Origin of the sequence: Pseudogemmatithrix spongiicola (genome assembly GCF_030623445.1) — a bacterium.
Classification (GTDB): Bacteria; Gemmatimonadota; Gemmatimonadetes; order Gemmatimonadales; family Gemmatimonadaceae; genus Pseudogemmatithrix; species Pseudogemmatithrix spongiicola.
On the sequence record NZ_CP130613.1, the window covers coordinates 794975 to 813083 of the forward strand.

Genomic DNA, 18109 nt, shown 5'->3' on the forward strand with positions numbered 1-18109 from the left:
GAGCGTGGCCTACTCCCACGACAATCCGTCCGACAACGCCGCTGCGAGGTTCACCACCGACGGCACGCTGCACGGCCTCATCACCGGCGTGCTCGGAGTGTTCTTCACGGTGTTGCTGCAGGTGAAGGGCTACCTGCCCGGTAACCCGCTGATCCTCCCGATCGGCGGCGCCGCGGCGTTTTTCATCGGGCGCGGCATCGCCCGGGCGGCGTTCGGGGCTGGCGCGCAGATGGTCACGTCGGTGTACTCACCGAGCGGCGACACCACGAAGTACACGCCGACCTTCTCGCATATCGAGGCGCTGGAGATCAAGGGCGACCTGGATGGCGCCGCCGCCGCGTGGGACGCTGCCGTCGCGGAGAATCCGCAGAGCGTGCTGACGCTCGTGCGCGCCGCCGACTTTCACCTGCGGCTCCGCCAGGATGCCAATGCAGCCCTGGAGCGCTTCGTCGCCGCGCGTACACTCGGCACCGGCACACCCGACGCGCGCCGCTACGTCCAGCAGAAGATCGTCGACCTCTACCTCGGCCCGCTGCGGGATGACGGCCGCGCGATGGTTGAGCTGCGCCGGCTCATCGACGGGTTTCCCGGCACGCGTGAGGCGGATGGGGCCCGCGCCGCGCTCGCGGAGCTCAAGGCGCGTCGCGCCGACGCGTAAGGCCGGCACGTGCTCACGCTGCTGCTCAAGAAGCACGGTGATGGGCGGACGGCGCTGACGCTCGGGCGCGCCGACGGCACGCGCACCTGGCAACGGCAGGAGCGCCACGCCGCGTTCTTCGTGCCGCATGATCTCACGCACTTCGCCGTCGAATCGGAGCTCGGCCTGCGCCACGCCTTCTATGGTCTCGTCGCGCAGGGCTGGGACTTCGACGATTTCCTGCCGCCATATCCTCGGGGACCGCTCGGCGCGGAGGCGCTGTGGGCCGAGACGCTCGTCGGTCTCCTCGATGTCGAACGCGGCACGACCGCTCCCGGCGAGACGATGATGTCGGCAGACGAGTTCAACGCGCAACTCACGGCGAAGCTCGCCGACGCAGGGCTGGCGCCTCCGAGACACCTTGATGAGCGCACGCTCGCCGCGATCTGTGACCGACGTGAGGCGCTGCTCGCCGACTGGCACGCGCTCCCCGCGGGTGACACCCTGCGCCTCGTCATCGACGCGTGACGCGCAGCGGCGCATCGGTGGACGTGTTCCGGACCGTGGCGCGCGACGTCCAGCGCTAATCAACACCTAACGGAACCACGCGGCGCCCCTCGTGTTTAGAGGACACTCGCGCATCGCGCTTCGCGGCTGCGCCACTCGTTCTTCAAGCACATCAGGAGTTCACGTCATGCGATTCACCATCGCCGCGCTCGCGCTCGTCCTCGGCAGCACCGTTGCGTCCGCTCAGCATGCGGGCCACACCATGACCGGCCCGGCCGCTGCGCCGGCCGCGTCCACCAAGGACATCGTCACGGTCGCCGTCGAAGCCGGTTCGTTCACGACGCTCGCCGCGGCGCTGCAGGCCGCCGGCCTCGTCGAGACGCTCAAGGGCCCCGGCCCGTTCACCGTCTTCGCGCCGACGGATGCCGCGTTCGCCAAGCTCCCGGCTGGCACGGTGCAGGCGCTGCTCAACGACATTCCGCGTCTTCGCGCCATCCTCACGTACCATGTGGTGGCCGGCAAGGTCGAGGCGAAGGACGTCGTGAAGCTCACGTCGGCCAACACCGTGCAGGGCCAGCCGATCAGCATCCGTGTCGTCGACGGCAAGGTGCGCATCAACGATGCCACCGTCGTCACGCCGGACGTGCAGGCGTCGAACGGCGTCATCCACGTGATCGACACGGTCATCCTGCCGAAGAACTGAGTCCGACGCGCTGCGTCGCGTCATCTTGACGCGGCGCGGCGCAACCGGGACGTTTGAGGCCGATGCAAGGCCTCTCCGTTCCATCCTGGGCGCTGCCGCTCGCGGGTCTCCTGACCCTCGCCGCGGCAGCGCTCTGGCTTTGGCGGCGCTGGACGGCGCGCCTCGCGCGGCGGGCGCTGCTGCGCTTCCGGGCCCGCGTCGATCGCTTCAAGCTCACCGGCAAGCGCTACATCGTCCAGTCGCTGCTCGCCGATGAACGCATCGCCGCCGCCGTAGACGCACATGCCACCGAGCACGGTGTACCGCGCGCCCCGGTGTGGCGCCGCGTCGAGACGTATCTCGACGAGATCGTTCCCAGCTTCAACCTCTTCATGTACTACCAGTTCGGCTACGCCATCTCCAAGGCGGCGCTCGGACTCTTCTACAAGACCTCGCTGCGCATCCGCGACCCCAAGGCCTTCGAGGCCCTGCCGCGCGAGAGCATCGTCATCTACCTGATGAACCACCGCTCGAACGCGGACTATGTGCTCGCGTCGTATGGGCTCGCCGGCCAAGTCGCGATCTCGTACGCCGTCGGCGAATGGGCGCGCGTGTTCCCGCTCGAGTACCTGTTCAAGTCCTTCGGCTCGTACTTCATCCGCCGCCGCTATCGCGAGCCCCTGTATCACGCCGTGCTCGAACGCTATGTGCAGCTCATTACGCGCAATGGCGTGACGCAGGGCCTGTTCCCCGAAGGCGGCCTCTCCCGCGACGGGCGGCTGCGACCCGCCAAGATCGGCATGCTCGACTACATGCTCGGCACCGCGCGCGAGCCCGGCTTCGCCGAGCGTATGTACGTGGTGCCGGTCGGGCTCAACTACGATCGTGTGTTGGAAGACCGCACGTTGCTGCGCGAGTTGCGCACGACGGAAGGTGGCGTGCCGCCGTCGCGCCTGGCCCAGTTCCGCGAGGTGCTGAACTTCGCGGTCGGCAGCTTCGGGCGCCTCGGCACCGGCCGGTGGAAGCGCTACGGCCGCGCGGCGGTCGTCGTCGGCGACCCGATTCCCGTCGCGCCGTGGCTGGCGGACGTGGCCGCACGCGGCGCGCCGCTCTTCGCGCGCGAACGTCACGAGCGCCTCGCCGAGGTGCAGCGGTTCTGCGACGACCTCATGCATCGCATCGGCGCCGTGATCCCGGTGACCGCGGTGCCGTTGGTCTGCGCGGCGCTGCAGACCTTTGACCGCGAAGTCGTGGAGGAGCAGGCACTGTTCGCGCGCATCGAAGAGTTGCGCGACGTGTTGATCGCGCAGGGCGCGGAGGTGGTCGAGCCGCAGCGCGAGGCGGGGGAGACCTTCGAACGGGCGTATCGCATGCTGCGCATGCGGCGCGTGCTGCATCGCGAAGGCGACGCGTTCGTCATCTTGCCGCGCGGCCGCGAGCTCATCTCGTACTACGCCAACGGCATCGCCCACCTCTGCGGGGCGTACGAGCAGCGCGTGCGCGCGCAGGACGCGCTGCCGGTGGATACGCTGGTCGGGCTCTAGCGGGTCAAGGCGCCGCGCCCGGATACACCGTGGCGATTAGGGTGCCGGCCGAGAAGTCGAGGTACGCGTCGACGCGGATGATCCACGTCCCCGCGCCCGGCGATCGAATCATGCAGCGCTCGCTGCCCGTCTCCGTGAAGGACGCGCAGGTGTAGTCGTTGAGCAGTGGGAAGAGCTCGAAGTCCACGTACAGATCCGGGTCGCCGGTCGCGTCGAGCGCGACGACGAGCGAGTCGGTTCCGGCCGGCACCGTGATGCGGAACATCTCGAAGTCGCCGGAGCTTCCGCTCAATCCGGTCGTGGCCACCCCGGACACCAGTGCGCGTTCGCCGACCTGTGGCAGTAGCGACGCCGACAGCTGTGCGTCGCTGAACGCCGTATACCCCAGGACACTGATGAACCAGAGTCCGGCTTCGGGCGCCTCGAAGATGCACTCTTCCACCGGGAACGATGACTGTGAGGCGCAGTCGAACTCCGTTGGCTGCGGTGCGGCGCCGTATCGCACCGCGAGGTCTGCGTCGCCCGTGAACCCTGCCATGAGGACGCGCAGCTTTCCGCCACCTTCCGGCACCGTGAGGCGATAGACCTGCTCCGAGCCGCGCGCGCCGTTCACGGTGACCGCCTCTCCGAGTACGAGAACCGGCGACTCATCGGGTCGCGTCGGCAGGCCCTCGTTGCAGCCGAGGGCGGCAAGCACGAGCGTGACTGCGGCTGCCAGACGGGACCCGCGGCGGATGCGCATGCCACAGTATACCGCGCCGTCCGCCGCGAAGTTCACTCGGGGCTCAGCGCCCCAGCCACCACGCCAGCTTCACGAGGAACACGTTGCGGGCCGGCGCGCCGGACAGCGCTCCCAGCTGCGCGCCCACGTCGAGGTCGGCGCGGCCGTCCACGAAGCCCTCGCGCTGCTGCTGCCACACGAAGAACACGGTCGACCCCGGCCGCAGCTCCCAGCGGAGCACCGCGTTGCCGCGCAGCTCGCGCGCCGTGTAGTTGCGCTCGCGGAAGCTGAATGCGGCCGCGGGGCCCGCGCCGTCGGGGTCGATGACGACGTCGCCGAACGTACGTGTCACCGTCCCGCGGTCCACGCCGTACACCGCGAAGTCGAACTGCCGCGGCGTCGTGAACTCCTTGTACCGCGTGAACTGGCCCGCCGACGCAAAAGGCTGCAGGAAGAGCTGCAGCGAGACGTACGGCGAGAAGGTCCAGTCGAGGCGCGTGTTGAGCCGTGCCTCGCGCTGCTCGACGTCGGCGAACACGTAGCGCCGTCCGAAGGTCGTCGTGGCCAACGCGTCGTCGCGCGCCGTCACGTACTGGTCGACGATGTCGTTCCACGCGTACTCGGGCTGGACGCGCAGACGCAGCGCCGCGCTCGGCCGCCAGTCGAGCTCGAGGCCGACCCCGCGATTCCGCCGTCCGGCGCGATCGACGGCGATCTCGACGCCCGCCTCCATGATCAGCGGCTTGCGCGAGTCCGACTCGATGCCCAGTTCGATGCGCGAGGACACCGGTCGCGCCGCCAGTGGGCCGCCACGCAACAGGCGATCGTTGAAGCGGCCAGTCTCGACGTTGGCCTCGAGGTTCACGCCCCAGAAGTTGCGGAATCGCGCTTCGCTGAACGTGGCGAGTCGCCGCTCGAGGTTTTCGCCGGCGGTGGTCGCGGCCACCGTGCTGAACAGGCCCACGCCCCAGTTCTGGAACAGCGGTGTCTGCACCGGCTGGCGATAGAACATCCCCGTGCTCACCGAGCGCGAATCGGAGCGCGTCTGGAAGCCGATGTCGTTGCTCTCGAAGCCCGGGTCCAGCTGTTCGGCGGTCACCGACGCCGTGAGGCGGCCGGACGTCTTGGCGACCGAGAGCGCGTAGTAGCCGCCGCTGAGCGACGTGCGCGTCGAATCCACGGCGAGGTGGCCGGCGTCCGGCCGCTGGTACGACCGATAGTTCGCGCGCTGCAGGCGCAGCATGGTCGACTCCTCACCCCACACGGCGCTGCGCGAGGCCACGCCGGAGATGGTCCAGTCGCGGTCGCCCCAGGCGTGCTCGAAATCGATGCCGCTCACGAGCGCGCGACGCGGCAGGAGTGCCGCGAGTGCGCTGTCGGTCAAGTCGCGCTCCACCCAGCTGTTGAAACCGCCGATGGTCGTGTACCCGCCGCGCAGGAGGCGCCGCACGCGCGTCACCTGCGAGTTCGTCAGCGGCTCCACGGCATCGCGGGCGATCGAGTTGTCCGGACGTTGGTAGCGGCCCGTCTCGCGCGGCGTCGTGGCGTTCAGCACGCCGATCGCCCAACCGCCGGGTGTCGTGCCGCTCAGCTTGAGCGCCCCGAGGATCGGCGTCTGGTTGGGGATGTCGGTGAAGTCGCCGGGCAACCCACGCTGCGGCGCGCGGCCGATGCGCCGCGTGTAGAAGAAGTTCGGGGCGCTGTTGTCGTTGAACGTCGTCGTGCCGCCGAAGCGGAAGGTGTCGAAGTTCTCGAGGAAGAACGGGCGGCGCTCGGGAAAGAACACTTCGAACGCCGAGAGGTTCACCACCGCCGGATCGGCTTCGACCTGCCCGAAGTCGGGATTCACCGTCGCACTGAGCGTGAGCGACTTCGGCAGGCGCACGCGGAGGTCGGCACCGAGCGCCGCCTCGCCGTTGCGCGCGTCGACGAAGGGATTCCCCACTTCCGTCGGCTGCGTATTCATCTGCGAGCGTAGGTAGGGAATCACCTCGATGGGCACGCTGCCCTCGAGCGCGCCCATGCCCGTCATCAGGCCGTAGCGCGACACGTCGCCGGGCAGCGTGGGATCGCGCGGGCTCCAGTAGGCTTCCTCGCCGCGCCGCGCGATGATACGCAGGAACTGCAGGCCCCAGGCACGCGTCGAATCGCCGGCCGTGTAGCGCAGCTGCGAGAGCGGGATGCGGAACTCCGCCGTCCAGCCCAGCGAATCCACCCGCGCCGCCGATTGCCACACGGCGTCCCACTGCGTGTCGAAGTCGCCGTCGTTGAACGCGTAGCCGTCACGCTGCACGCCGCGCGGCGTCACCCCGAAGGCGAAGGCGGTGCGACGATCGCCGTACGAGTCGAAACCGACCCAGACCTGGTCGGCGTACACGTCGCCCACATCACGACGCGCGAGCTGCATGCCGATGGAATCGGGTGCCGTGTCGTAGAGCCGGAAGCCCACGTACACGTTGCTCCCGTCGATGAGCACCCGCGCCTCGGAGCGCTGCGAGGACGGCTGCAACGCGTTCGGTACCTGCTGGATCCAGTCCGTTGCCGGCTCAGCCCGGCGCCAGACCGCCTCGTCCAAGTGGCCGTCGATCGTGACCGGCTCGGAGATCCGCAGCACGCGCAGCGCGGGGCGGGGCAGCGTGTCGCCGCGCGCGGCCTGAGCCGCCGCGTCCGAAGGCAGCGCGGCGAGCGCGGTCACGAACACCGCGAGGCGGTGGGCCGCGCGAAGCGCGGCAGCGAACGGGAGGGCCATCGGGAGGAGGACGGGCGGGGGGTGGTGCCCGGGAAGCGGCGGACGCAGGGAGCTACGGCTGGACCGGGTCCGACGATTCAAAGGTAGGGGGTCCGGCCCGGCCTCCCTAGGTGCCCAGGTTGACCCTCAGCCCATGGCGGGCTACCTTCTAAGGCTCTGTTCCGTGCCGCCCGTCCGGGCGATCCACGTAGTTACAGATGTCCGAACACATCAGGGTAAGATGCCGACGATCAATCAGTTGGTCCGGCAGAGCCGCAAGGAAGTCGTCAAGAAGGACAAGGCGCCGGCTCTGAAGGAGAATCCGTTCAAGCGTGGTGTGTGCACGCGCGTGTACACCACCACCCCCAAGAAGCCGAACTCGGCGCTGCGCAAGGTCGCGCGTGTCCGTCTCGTGAACGGCTTCGAAGTCACCGCCTACATCCCGGGCGAAGGCCACAACCTGCAGGAGCACTCGATCGTGCTCATCCGCGGTGGCCGTGTGAAGGACCTGCCGGGTGTGCGCTACCACATCGTGCGCGGCAAGCTCGACGCCTCCGGCGTCAACGGGCGCAACAAGAGCCGCTCCAAGTACGGGACCAAGAAGCCGAAGGCGGGTGCCCCGGCTGGAGGTAAGAAGTAATGAGCCGCCGTAAGAGTGCCGTGAAGCGCAGCGTCCTGCCGGACGCGCGCTACGACAGCCAGACTGTCAGCAAGTTCATCAACGTCCTGATGTACCAGGGCAAGAAGTCCACCGCCGAGCGCATCTTCTACGGCGCGATGGACGTCGTCGAGGCCAAGGCGCAGCAGCCGGGCGTGCAGGTCTTCAAGCAGGCGCTGACCAACCTCAAGCCGGTGGTCGAGGTGAAGTCCCGCCGCGTCGGCGGCGCCACCTACCAGGTGCCCGTCGAAGTCCGCCCCGAGCGCCGCACGGCGCTGGCGATGCGCTGGTTGATCAGCTACTCGCGCGAGCGCAACGAGAAGTCGATGGCCGAGAAGCTGGCCGCCGAAGTGCTCGCCGCCGCGAAGGGTGAAGGCAACGCGATCAAGAAGAAGGACGACACGCATCGCATGGCGGAAGCCAATAAGGCGTTTGCGCACTACCGCTGGTAACTGCCAACTGCAGTTGGAAGTTGGGAGTTGAGAGTTGAAAGAGGGGCGAGCCGAGGATTCGGCTCGCCCCTCTTTCGTATCTCGTCTCCCGTCTCCCGCCGTTACTTCCAACTCCCAACTCACAACTCGTAACTGCAGTTGTCAGTTGAGTAAGGTCAGTTGCTCCACGGCGGCTTCACGTTGTTCGACCGCGCATACGCAATGAGCTGCCCCAGATGCTCATGCAGATGCCCGACCGTCCCCGTCATCCCCTGCAGCCTGGTCGCCTGCGTGCCGAACCAGTTGATGTTCTCGGTGATGTTCGCGTCGGTGTTCACGTTCACCGCCCGATGCAGGTGCGCGAACGAGGCTTCGAGGTCCGCGACGATCTGCGCCTTGGTCATGCCGCGTCGGGTTTCGTAGGCGACGGCCGTGCCGTAGTCGGCGGTGATGCCGGTGGCGGCTGGGGCTGGCGTCCCCATGTACACCGGCAGGATGTAGTTGTCCGCCGCGATGTGCTGCAGCACCTCTCCGATGGAGCGCACGCCCGGGGCCGGCCGCCAGCCGTAGGCGGACTCCGGAATCGCATTTGCGAGATCGACCAGCTTCTTCTGCGTGTCGTTCAGGTCACGGTGCATCGTGGCCATAAAGCCTTGCTGGGCATGCAGTTGCCGGCCAGTTGCCGGGCTGGCTGCGAGCGCGGCAACGGCGAGGACGAGAACAATCGGGCGGAGCAGGGGCCGCATACGGAACATCCGGGGCGAAAGGGTGGCGTGGGGACTGCCAGAGCCTACCGCTGCGAGCCATTTGTCGCAATCGGAGTCACCGACGCTAGAGCCTTGTCCGGTATTGACTTCGCCCAGATTGCGGATACTTTACTCAGGCTACGGTGAAACGCTCTCAAAAGCATTTTGCCGTCGCAGGTGTTCGGTCACAGTGAACACCCCGGAGCACTGCGTTCCGGACCTATGGGCCCGCCTACGTCGGCTAGCACGGTTTCGACCGAGACGCGCGGGGGGAGTGGACAGCCCGATCGATCCCGCTCTAGACGGTTAGAGCGCCGCGATTCCCGAAAAGCACGCAGGACAACTCAACATCAGGGGATAGTTCGCGTTGGCCCTTGATGCGCCGTGGGTCCCCAGTCGCGCTGCAGTGGCGACTGTACCCGGCGGATGCGGATGGACACCGGTTCCCCGGATGCTGCATGGGGGGAACGCCTGGTCCAGCCGCGTTTTTGTTCCCCATGAGCCTACTCAAGCCTGACTGATTCGATGCCTCGCACGACCGACCTGAAGTACTATCGCAACATCGGCATCATGGCCCACATCGATGCCGGCAAGACCACGACGACGGAGCGCATCCTCTACTACACGGGGAAGTCGCACAAGATCGGCGAGGTGCACGATGGTGCGGCCACGATGGACTGGATGGAGCAGGAACAGGAGCGCGGCATCACGATCACGTCGGCCGCGACGACCTGCTTCTGGATGCGCCACGGCCAGTCGGACAAGAAGGGCGAGGGGCCGGAATACCGCATCAACATCATCGACACCCCGGGGCACGTGGACTTCACCGTCGAAGTGGAGCGCTCGCTCCGCGTCCTCGACGGCGCCGTGGCCCTGCTGGACTCCGTCGCCGGCGTCGAGCCGCAGACGGAGACCGTGTGGCGCCAGGCGGACCGCTACAAGGTCCCGCGCATGATCTTCTCGAACAAGATGGACCGCGTCGGCGCGAACTTCGAGCGCTGCGTGTCGATGATCCAGGACCGCCTGACCAAGGACGCCCTGCCGATCCAGCTCCCGGTGGGGTCGGGTGAGCTCTTCACGGGCCACATCGACATCATCGAGCGCAAGCAGTACATCTTCGACAACGAGACGATGGGGAAGACCTTCTCCGTCGTCGACGTGCCGGCCGAGTTCAAGGACGCCGTCGAGGCCGCGCGTCACGCGCTGGTCGACAAGGTCGTCGAGCACGACGAAGCCCTCATGGAGAAGTACCTGGGCGGCGAGGAGCTGACGAACGACGAGATCCGCCACGCGATCCGCGTCGCCACCTGCTCGATGAAGTTCGTGCCGATCCTCTGCGGCGCCTCGTTCAAGAACAAGGGCGTGCAGGCGCTGCTCGACGCGGTCATCGACTTCCTCCCGGCCCCGAACGACGTGCCGGCCATCGAAGGCCACGCGCCGCAGCACGACGCGACGCCGGACACGCGCGAGGTCTCGGACGAGGCGCCGTTCGCCGCGCTGGCGTTCAAGGTCGCCACGGACCCGTTCGTCGGCCGCCTGACGTTCTTCCGCGTGTACTCCGGCGTGCTCAAGGCCGGCGCCCACGTCTACAACAGCACGAAGGACAAGCGCGAGCGCATCGGCCGCCTGCTGCAGATGCACGCCAACAAGCGTGACGAGATCGACGAAGTGCGCGCCGGCGACATCGCCGCCGCCATCGGCCTCAAGGACACGCGCACGGGCGACACGCTCTCCGACGAGGACAAGCCGATCATCCTCGAGGCCATGAAGTTCCCGACGCCCGTCATCGACGTGGCCGTGGAGCCGAAGACCAAGGCCGACCAGGACAAGATGGGCATCGCGCTCAACAAGCTGGCGGAAGAAGACCCGACCTTCCGCGTCCACACGGACGCCGAGACGGGCCAGACGATCATCTCCGGCATGGGCGAGCTGCACCTCGAGATCATCGTCGACCGCATGCTGCGCGAGTTCAAGGTCGAGGCGAACGTGGGCCGTCCGCAGGTGGCCTACCGCGAGACGATCAAGAAGCGCGTCGACAAGGTCGAGGGCAAGTTCGTCCGTCAGTCCGGCGGCAAGGGCCAGTACGGCCACGTCGTCATCAACGCGATGCCGGCCGAGCCGGGCCAGGGCTACGTCTTCGAGGACAAGATCGTCGGCGGCGTGATCCCGCGTGAGTTCATCAAGCCGGTCGAGCAGGGCATCAAGGAAGCCCTCGAGAACGGCGTGATCGCCGGCTACCCGATGGTGGACGTGAAGGTCGAGCTGGTGTTCGGCTCATACCATGACGTCGACTCGTCGGAAATGGCGTTCAAGATCGCGGGCTCGATGGCCATCAAGGAAGCGGCGCGCTCGGCGCAGCCGGTCATCCTCGAGCCGATGATGAAGGTCGAGGTCGTCTCGCCGGACCAGTTCTTCGGCGACGTGCTCGGCGACATCTCGGCCCGCCGCGGCAAGATCGGCGGCATGACGCAGCGCGGCGAGGCGCAGGTGATCGGCGCCACGGTGCCGCTCTCCGAGATGTTCGGGTACTCGACGCGCCTGCGGTCGATGACGCAGGGCCGCGCGGTGTACTCGATGGAGTTCTCGCACTATGAAGAGGTGCCGAAGGCCAAGGCGGATGAAATCATCGCCAAGGTCAAGTAACGGCAGATGTAAGCTGTAAGATGTGAGATGTAAGTAACCGCACCTGCAACAACACTTTCAACCAACTCAGGACGCAACAATGGCCAAGGCTAAGTTTGAGCGGAACAAGCCGCACGTGAACGTCGGCACGATCGGTCACGTCGACCACGGCAAGACGACCACCACGGCCGCCCTGACCAAGATCTCGGCGGACAAGTTCGGCAACACCAAGTACGTCGCCTACGACGAGGTCGCCAAGGCGTCCGAGTCGCAGGGCCGTCGTGACGCGACGAAGATCCTCACGATCGCCACGTCGCACGTCGAGTACGAGACGGTCAACCGTCACTACGCGCACGTCGACTGCCCGGGCCACGCCGACTACGTCAAGAACATGATCACGGGTGCCGCGCAGATGGACGGCGCGATCCTCGTGGTGTCGGCCGTGGACGGCCCGATGCCGCAGACCCGCGAGCACATCCTCCTGGCCCGCCAGGTGAACGTGCCGAAGATCGTGGTCTTCCTCAACAAGTGCGACCTCGTCGAGGACGCCGAGCTCCTCGACCTCGTCGAGCTCGAGGTCCGCGAGCTGCTCTCGAAGTACAACTACGACGGCGACAACGCCCCGGTCATCCGTGGCTCGGCGTCGAACGCCATCGCCGGCGACCCGAAGTGGGTGGCGACGATCGAGGAGCTCTACAACGCCCTCGACACGTTCATCCCGGAGCCGACGCGTGAAGTCGACAAGCCCTTCCTCCTCCCGGTGGAAGACGTCTTCTCGATCACCGGCCGCGGCACCGTCGCGACGGGCCGTATCGAGCGCGGCAAGATCAAGGTCGGCGAGGAAGTCGAAGTCGTCGGCTACAACTCCGACAAGAAGTCGGTGGTGACGGGCGTCGAAATGTTCCGCAAGCTCCTCGACGAGGGCTTCGCCGGTGACAACGTCGGCCTCCTGCTCCGCGGCATCGACAAGAAGGACATCGAGCGTGGCATGGTGCTCGCCAAGCCGGGTTCGATCAAGCCGCACACGAAGTTCGAGGCGGAAGTCTACGTCCTCACGAAGGAAGAGGGCGGCCGCCACACGCCGTTCTTCAAGGGCTACCGTCCGCAGTTCTACTTCCGCACGACGGACGTGACGGGCGCGATCGAGCTTCCGGAAGGCACGGAGATGGTGATGCCGGGCGACAACATCCAGATGAAGATCGAGCTCATCATCCCGATCGCCATGGAAGAGCAGCTGCGCTTCGCCATCCGCGAGGGTGGCCGTACGGTCGGCGCGGGTGTCGTGACCAAGATCCTCGCCTAACAACGAACGGGGAACGCCGGGGCGGTGAACGCCGCCCCCGGCTGACCCAGTGGAGAATCAATGGCTGGACGTATTCGCATCCGTCTCAAGGCATTCGATCACGCCGTGATCGACCAGGCCTCGGCGGACATCGTGCGGACCGCGGAGAAGACGGGGGCCCAGGTCTCCGGTCCGATCCCGCTCCCCACGAAGACGCAGCGCTGGACCGTCCTCCGCTCGCCGCACGTGGACAAGAAGTCCCGCGAGCAGTTCGAGCTGAAGACGCACAAGCGGGTGATCGACATCCTCGACTCCAAGGCTGTCACGGTGGACGCGCTGACGAAGCTCGATCTGCCGGCTGGCGTGGATGTCGAGATCAAGGTGGAGTAGCAACGACGGACTGCAGTTGAAAGTTGGGAGTCATGAGTTGGGAGTAGTTCCTGCCAACTCCCTACTGCCAACTCACAACTGCCCGTCGACAGTCCTCCGGCCTCAACGGATGCTGCAAAGGGCAGCACCGGGCCGCGACTAACGAATCAAGCGAGCAACTCATGATCGGTATCATTGGCAAGAAGCTGGGGATGACCCAGATCTTCGACGCACAGGGGCAGCAGATCCCCTGCACGGTGGTGGAGGCCACGCCGAATCCGGTGACGAAGGTCGTCACGCCGGAGCAGGCGGGCTTTGCCAGCGTGGAGCTCGGCTACGGCGCGCAGCGCCTGGCCCGCGAGTCGAAGAAGGGCGAGCGCACGCCGAAGGGCCGTCGCGCGACGAAGGCGGAAGTCGGGCACGCCAAGAAGGCGGGGCTCGAGGTGCCGCCGGCCGTCCTGCGGTCGTTCCGGCTCGACGATGCGCCCGGGAAGAACCCGGAAGTTCCGACGTACAACGTCGGCGACGTGATCAAGGTCGACATCTTCACGCCGGGTGAACTGGTGAAGGTGACCGGCACGTCGAAGGGGCGTGGCTTCCAGGGCGTGGTGAAGCGCCACGGCTTCGGCGGCGGTCCGAACACGCACGGCAACACGAAGCATCGCCGTCCGGGTTCGATCGGACCGGGCACCGACCCGTCGCGCGTCATCAAGGGCAAGAAGATGCCGGGCCACTACGGCGCCGAGCGTCACACCCAGATCAACCTGCGCGTCGAGAAGATCGATGCGGAGCGTAACCTGATCTACATCCGCGGCTCCGTCGCCGGCCCGACCAACGGGATCGTGCTCGTCCGCAAGCAGGGATAACCGATGTCTGAAACCAATAACTTCCAGGCGGCGGCCTTCACGGCGCTCGGCACCCCGCGCGATGCGGTGCAGCTGCCGACGGCGACGTTCGACGGCACCGTGAACATGCCGGTGATGCACCAGGCGGTGAAGGCGATGCTCGCCAACCAGCGCCAGGGCACGCACGCCACCAAGACGCGCCGCTGGGTGACCGGCGGTAACCAGAAGCCGTGGAAGCAGAAGGGCACCGGCCGCGCCCGTCAGGGCTCGACGCGCGCCCCGCACTTCGTCGGCGGCGGCACGGTCTTCGGCCCGCAGCCCCGTGGCTACGAGCAGAAGGTGCCGCGCCAGATCAAGGCGCTGGCCCGCAAGTCCGCGCTGAACGCCCGCGCGCGCGAGAACAGCGTGATGGTGATCGACCGCTTCGCGTACGATGCCCCGAAGACGGCGCAGCTCGTGCAGCTGCTGGCCCGTCTCGAGGTCGCGCACAAGAAGGCGCTGATCCTGACCGACGGCGTGAAGCCGATGGTCTACCTCTCCGGCCGCAACCTGCCGAACGTCGTCGTGATGCCGTACAGCGACGCCTCCACGTACGACATCCTCTGGTCGGATGTGGTGCTGGTCGAGGCTGGCGCGATCGGCCACGAGCTCTCGCCGGTGGCGGAGAAGGCCGTGGAGAAGGTGAAGGTGAAGAAGGCCGCGTCGAAGAAGGCGCCGAAGGCCGAGAAGGCCGAGAAGGCGACGGCCAAGAAGTCGGCGGCGAAGAAGGCCGCCCCGAAGGCCGCTGCCAAGAAGGCGCCGGCGAAGAAGGCTGCTGCGAAGCCTGCCGCGAAGAAGGCGGCGGCCAAGGCCGAGAAGGCCGCGAAGGCGGCCCCCAAGAAGAAGGGGAAGTAACCGATGGCAACTCTGCATCGCACCATCGTGCGCCCGATCGTCACCGAGAAGTCGTCGGCGGCGTACCAGGAGCGCGGCGAATACACGTTTGAGGTCCATCCGACGGCCAACAAGACGGCCATCAAGCAGGCGATTGAACGCCTGTTCGGTGTCACCGTGACGGGCGTCTGGACCTCGCAGCAGCGCGGGAAGCCGCGGCGCGTCGGCACGTCGGCCGGCCTGCGTCCCCGCTGGAAGAAGGCGATCGTGACGCTGAAGTCGGGCGACTCGATCGAGATCTTCGAGGGCTAAGACCAATGGGAATCCGTCAGTTCAAGCCCGTGAGCGCCGCGACGCGCTTCCGTTCGGTCTCGGATAACGCCGAGATCACGCGGAGCACGCCGGAGAAGTCGCTGACCGAACCGCTCAAGAAGAGCGGCGGCCGCGACAACCACGGCCACATCTCGATGCGCCGCCTCGGCGGCGGTCACAAGCGCAAGTACCGCATCATCGATTTCAAGCGCAACAAGCACGGCATGATCGCGACCGTGCAGCATATCGAATACGACCCGAACCGCTCGGCGCGCATCGCGCTGGTCGAGTACGCGGACGGCGAGAAGCGCTACATCCTGCACCCGAAGGGTCTGGCCGTGGGCGACACGATCGTCAGCGGCAAGGGCTCCGACGTGCGCACGGGCAACGCGCTGCCGCTGCGGGAGGTCCCGCTGGGCACCGCGGTGCACAACGTGGAGCTCAAGCCGGGCAAGGGCGGCCAGATGGCCCGCTCGGCCGGCACCAGCCTGCAGGTCGTGGCGAAGGAAGGCGAGTACGTGACCCTGCGCATGGCCTCGACGGAAATGCGCATGATCCACGGCGACTGCCTCGGCACGATCGGCGAGGTCGGCAACGCCGAGCATGAGTTGATCTCGTGGGGCAAGGCCGGCAAGACCCGGTGGCTGGGTCGCCGTCCGAAGGTCCGCGGTGAAGTGATGAACCCGGTCGATCACCCGCACGGTGGCCGCACGCGCGGCGGCCGGAACGTGGTGAGCCCCTGGGGCAAGAAGGAGGGCGTCAAGACGCGCAACAAGAAGAAGGCGTCGCAGCGTCTGATCGTCCGTGGCCGGAAGCGCGGCAAGGCCACCCAGAGCTAACAGGGATACGACATCATGGCACGCTCAATCAAGAAGGGACCGTTCATCCAGGATGCGCTGCTCAAGCGCGTCGTCGCGATGAACGCGAAGAACGAGAAGAAGGTCGTGAAGACCTGGTCGCGCGCGAGCACGGTGATCCCGGAGTTCGTGGGACACACGATCGCGGTGCACAACGGGAACAAGTTCATCCCGGTGTATGTGACGGAGAACATGGTCGGGCACAAGCTCGGCGAGTTCGCCCCGACGCGGTTGTTCCGTGGTCACACGGGCAACAACAAGACGGACAAGAAGGCGGCGCCGGCAGCAGCGGCGGCCCCGGCCAAGGGAGGCAAGTAAGCCATGACCGAAGCACGGGCCATCCAGCGGTCGACGCGGCAGTCGCCCTACAAGATGCGTCTGGTCATCGACCAGATCCGCGGCTTGGCGGTGAACGACGCGCTCGCGCTGCTCAAGTTCAGCAAGAAGCACGCGTCGCATGAGATCGCGAAGGTGCTGAACAGCGCCGTCGCGAACGCCGAGCAGGCGGCGCGCAACGCGAACACGTCGCTCGACGTGGACGCGCTGTACGTGAAGCATGCGATCGTGAACGAAGGCGTGAAGCTCAAGCGGTGGACGCCGGCGGCCATGGGCCGGGCGACGCCGATGCACAAGCGAACCAGCCACGTGGAGATCATCGTGGCCGAGAAGGAAGGTCGATAATGGGACAGAAGACGCATCCGATCGGCTTCCGCCTCGGCGTGAGCACGACGCATCGCTCGAAGTGGTTTGCCAAGAAGGATTTCCCGGCGCTGCTGAAGGAAGACGCGCTGCTGCGTAAGTACCTGAAGGCCCGCCTGGGCGGCGCGGCCATCAGCGACATCACCATCGAGCGGAAGCCGGGGAAGGTCGTCGTGACCATCCACACGGGCCGCCCGGGCGTGGTGATCGGCAAGAAGGGCCAGGCGGTGGAGGAGCTCAAGACGGAGCTCCAGCAGCTGACCGGCAAGGAAGTCGGTGTGAACGTCGAGGAGATCAAGCGCCCGGAGATCGAGGCGCAGCTCGTCGCCGACAACATCGCCGCGCAGCTGGCGCAGCGCATCTCGTTCCGTCGCGCGATGAAGCGCGCGGTGCAGAGCGCGATGCGCATGGGCGCGGAAGGCATCAAGGTGAAGTGCTCGGGTCGCCTCGGTGGCGCCGAGATCGCGCGCGTGGAAGGCTATCACGAGGGTCGTGTGCCCCTTCATACGCTGCGCGCTGACATCAACTATGCGACGTCGACCGCGAAGACGACCTTCGGCACCATCGGTGTGAAGGTGTGGATCTTCAAGGGTGAGGTCGTCGAGGGGCGTCGTGGCGGGTCCACGTACTCCTCCGACGCGTAAGGAGACTGACCGATGCTAGCACCGAAGCGGGTCAAGTTCCGCAAGATGTTCAAGGGTCGCACGACGGGTCTCGCCCGTCGCGGCGCGACGGTCGCGTTTGGCACGTTCGGCCTGCAGGCGCAGGAGCCGGCGTGGATCACCGCCCGTCAGATCGAGGCGGCTCGTGTGGCGCTGACGCGTCACATCAAGCGTGGTGGTAAGGTTTGGATCCGCATCTTCCCGGACAAGCCGGTGACGAAGAAGCCTGCCGAGACCCGCATGGGTAAGGGCAAGGGCTCGCCGGAACTCTGGGTGGCCGTGGTGAAGCCGGGCCGCGTGTTGTTCGAGATCGAAGGTGTGACGAAGGAGATCGCTCAGCAGGCGCTCGGGCTCGCCGCCGCCAAGCTGGGCGTGAAGACGAAGTTTGTGGCGCGTGAGGAGGCGCAGGGCAATGAAGGCTGACCAGATCCGGGAGCTGAGCGCGGATGAAATCCACGCCCGCCTGGCCGAGCTGGAAGAGGAGCGTTTTCGGCTCCGCTTCCGGGGCGCCACGGAGCCGCTGAGCAATCCGCTCCGGCTGCGCACGATCCGCCGCGACATCGCGCGGCTTCAGACGGTCCTCCGCGAGAAGGCGGAGCGTACGGAGGCTGCGCGCTAACGCGCGCAGGAATATGAAGAATGGCTGAAACGGAAAAGACCGCCGCCCCGACCCGCACGTCCCGCAAGGTGCGCACGGGCCTCGTGGTGAGCGATAAGATGGACAAGACCATCGTGGTCGCGATTGAACGTCGCGTGCCGCACCCGGTGTACGGGAAGATGGTGACGAAGACCAAGCGCCTGAAGGCGCACGACGAGGCGAACTCGGCGAAGGTCGGCGACACCGTCCGGATCGTCGAGACGCGCCCGCTGTCGAAGGACAAGCGGTTCCGCCTCCTCGAGATCGTCGAACGCGCGCGATAAGGGGAACTGACCA

Annotated in this window: 22 protein-coding genes; 19 read left to right on the forward strand and 3 right to left on the reverse strand. The window is 66.9% G+C overall.

What is annotated here, in order from left to right:
- Positions 1-4: 4 nt before the first annotated feature.
- The 4 genes from Strain318_RS03525 (at position 5) to Strain318_RS03540 (ending at position 3370) form a co-directional block, all read left to right on the forward strand.
- Positions 5-658, forward strand: coding sequence for a hypothetical protein (locus Strain318_RS03525; RefSeq protein ID WP_367887149.1), 654 nt, complete (start codon positions 5-7; stop codon positions 656-658).
- A 9-nt stretch (positions 659-667) separates the two neighbouring features.
- The gene (locus tag Strain318_RS03530; protein ID WP_367887150.1) at positions 668-1165 is read left to right on the forward strand and encodes a hypothetical protein; all 498 of its coding nucleotides are present in this window, start codon (positions 668-670) and stop codon (positions 1163-1165) included.
- 166 nt (positions 1166-1331) lie between these two features.
- On the forward strand, positions 1332-1847 hold the full coding sequence (locus tag Strain318_RS03535) for a fasciclin domain-containing protein (protein ID WP_437436310.1): 516 nt from the start codon (positions 1332-1334) through the stop codon (positions 1845-1847).
- Between the two features lie 62 nt (positions 1848-1909).
- Positions 1910-3370: a 1-acyl-sn-glycerol-3-phosphate acyltransferase gene (locus Strain318_RS03540; RefSeq protein ID WP_367887151.1), complete on the forward strand. Its 1461-nt coding sequence runs from the start codon at positions 1910-1912 to the stop codon at positions 3368-3370.
- Between the two features lie 4 nt (positions 3371-3374).
- Here Strain318_RS03540 and Strain318_RS03545 read toward each other — a convergent pair whose 3' ends face one another.
- Both Strain318_RS03545 and Strain318_RS03550 read right to left on the reverse strand, forming a co-directional pair.
- The gene (locus Strain318_RS03545; protein ID WP_367887152.1) at positions 3375-4112 is read right to left on the reverse strand and encodes a PPC domain-containing protein; all 738 of its coding nucleotides are present in this window, start codon (positions 4110-4112) and stop codon (positions 3375-3377) included.
- Between the two features lie 43 nt (positions 4113-4155).
- On the reverse strand, positions 4156-6840 hold the full coding sequence (locus tag Strain318_RS03550) for a DUF5916 domain-containing protein (protein WP_367887153.1): 2685 nt from the start codon (positions 6838-6840) through the stop codon (positions 4156-4158).
- Between the two features lie 220 nt (positions 6841-7060).
- Between Strain318_RS03550 and rpsL the strand changes: the two genes are divergently transcribed.
- Together rpsL and rpsG are read left to right on the forward strand one after the other, a co-directional pair.
- Entirely contained in the window at positions 7061-7459 is a 399-nt protein-coding gene (gene rpsL / locus Strain318_RS03555; protein WP_367887154.1) for a 30S ribosomal protein S12, read from the forward strand.
- The gene (gene rpsG, locus Strain318_RS03560; protein WP_367887155.1) at positions 7459-7929 is read left to right on the forward strand and encodes a 30S ribosomal protein S7; all 471 of its coding nucleotides are present in this window, start codon (positions 7459-7461) and stop codon (positions 7927-7929) included. The genes rpsL and rpsG overlap by 1 nt, the downstream gene beginning before the upstream one ends.
- Positions 7930-8084: 155 nt before the next feature.
- Here rpsG and Strain318_RS03565 read toward each other — a convergent pair whose 3' ends face one another.
- A complete protein-coding gene (locus Strain318_RS03565) occupies positions 8085-8654 on the reverse strand; it encodes a DinB family protein (protein WP_367887156.1) in 570 nt (189 codons plus the stop codon).
- A 525-nt stretch (positions 8655-9179) separates the two neighbouring features.
- Between Strain318_RS03565 and fusA the strand changes: the two genes are divergently transcribed.
- The 13 genes from fusA to rpsQ all read left to right on the forward strand — a co-directional run bounded on the left by fusA (position 9180) and on the right by rpsQ (position 18096).
- Positions 9180-11297 (forward strand): elongation factor G, encoded by a 2118-nt coding sequence (fusA, locus tag Strain318_RS03570; RefSeq protein WP_367887157.1) that lies wholly within the window; start codon positions 9180-9182, stop codon positions 11295-11297.
- 79 nt (positions 11298-11376) lie between these two features.
- A complete protein-coding gene (tuf, locus tag Strain318_RS03575) occupies positions 11377-12579 on the forward strand; it encodes an elongation factor Tu (protein WP_367887158.1) in 1203 nt (400 codons plus the stop codon).
- A 60-nt stretch (positions 12580-12639) separates the two neighbouring features.
- Positions 12640-12948 (forward strand): 30S ribosomal protein S10, encoded by a 309-nt coding sequence (rpsJ, locus tag Strain318_RS03580; protein ID WP_367887159.1) that lies wholly within the window; start codon positions 12640-12642, stop codon positions 12946-12948.
- Between the two features lie 161 nt (positions 12949-13109).
- Positions 13110-13793 (forward strand): 50S ribosomal protein L3, encoded by a 684-nt coding sequence (gene rplC / locus Strain318_RS03585; protein WP_367887160.1) that lies wholly within the window; start codon positions 13110-13112, stop codon positions 13791-13793.
- Between the two features lie 3 nt (positions 13794-13796).
- Positions 13797-14666, forward strand: a complete 870-nt coding sequence (rplD, locus tag Strain318_RS03590) for a 50S ribosomal protein L4 (protein ID WP_367887161.1) — start codon at positions 13797-13799, stop codon at positions 14664-14666.
- Between the two features lie 3 nt (positions 14667-14669).
- Complete coding sequence (rplW, locus tag Strain318_RS03595) at positions 14670-14957, forward strand: 50S ribosomal protein L23 (protein WP_367887162.1); 288 nt, start codon at positions 14670-14672, stop codon at positions 14955-14957.
- A 5-nt stretch (positions 14958-14962) separates the two neighbouring features.
- Positions 14963-15796 (forward strand): 50S ribosomal protein L2, encoded by an 834-nt coding sequence (rplB, locus tag Strain318_RS03600; protein WP_367887163.1) that lies wholly within the window; start codon positions 14963-14965, stop codon positions 15794-15796.
- 15 nt (positions 15797-15811) lie between these two features.
- A complete protein-coding gene (rpsS, locus tag Strain318_RS03605) occupies positions 15812-16132 on the forward strand; it encodes a 30S ribosomal protein S19 (RefSeq protein WP_367887164.1) in 321 nt (106 codons plus the stop codon).
- Positions 16133-16135: 3 nt separating this feature from the next.
- Positions 16136-16495, forward strand: a complete 360-nt coding sequence (gene rplV, locus Strain318_RS03610) for a 50S ribosomal protein L22 (RefSeq protein ID WP_367887165.1) — start codon at positions 16136-16138, stop codon at positions 16493-16495.
- Complete coding sequence (gene rpsC / locus Strain318_RS03615; RefSeq protein ID WP_367887166.1) at positions 16495-17157, forward strand: 30S ribosomal protein S3; 663 nt, start codon at positions 16495-16497, stop codon at positions 17155-17157. The genes rplV and rpsC overlap by 1 nt, the downstream gene beginning before the upstream one ends.
- A gap of 12 nt (positions 17158-17169) precedes the next feature.
- Complete coding sequence (gene rplP, locus Strain318_RS03620) at positions 17170-17598, forward strand: 50S ribosomal protein L16 (RefSeq protein ID WP_367887167.1); 429 nt, start codon at positions 17170-17172, stop codon at positions 17596-17598.
- Positions 17588-17794: a 50S ribosomal protein L29 gene (gene rpmC / locus Strain318_RS03625; RefSeq protein ID WP_367887168.1), complete on the forward strand. Its 207-nt coding sequence runs from the start codon at positions 17588-17590 to the stop codon at positions 17792-17794. The genes rplP and rpmC overlap by 11 nt, the downstream gene beginning before the upstream one ends.
- Before the next feature lie 20 nt (positions 17795-17814).
- On the forward strand, positions 17815-18096 hold the full coding sequence (gene rpsQ, locus Strain318_RS03630; RefSeq protein WP_367887169.1) for a 30S ribosomal protein S17: 282 nt from the start codon (positions 17815-17817) through the stop codon (positions 18094-18096).
- The last annotated feature ends 13 nt before the right edge of the window (positions 18097-18109 follow it).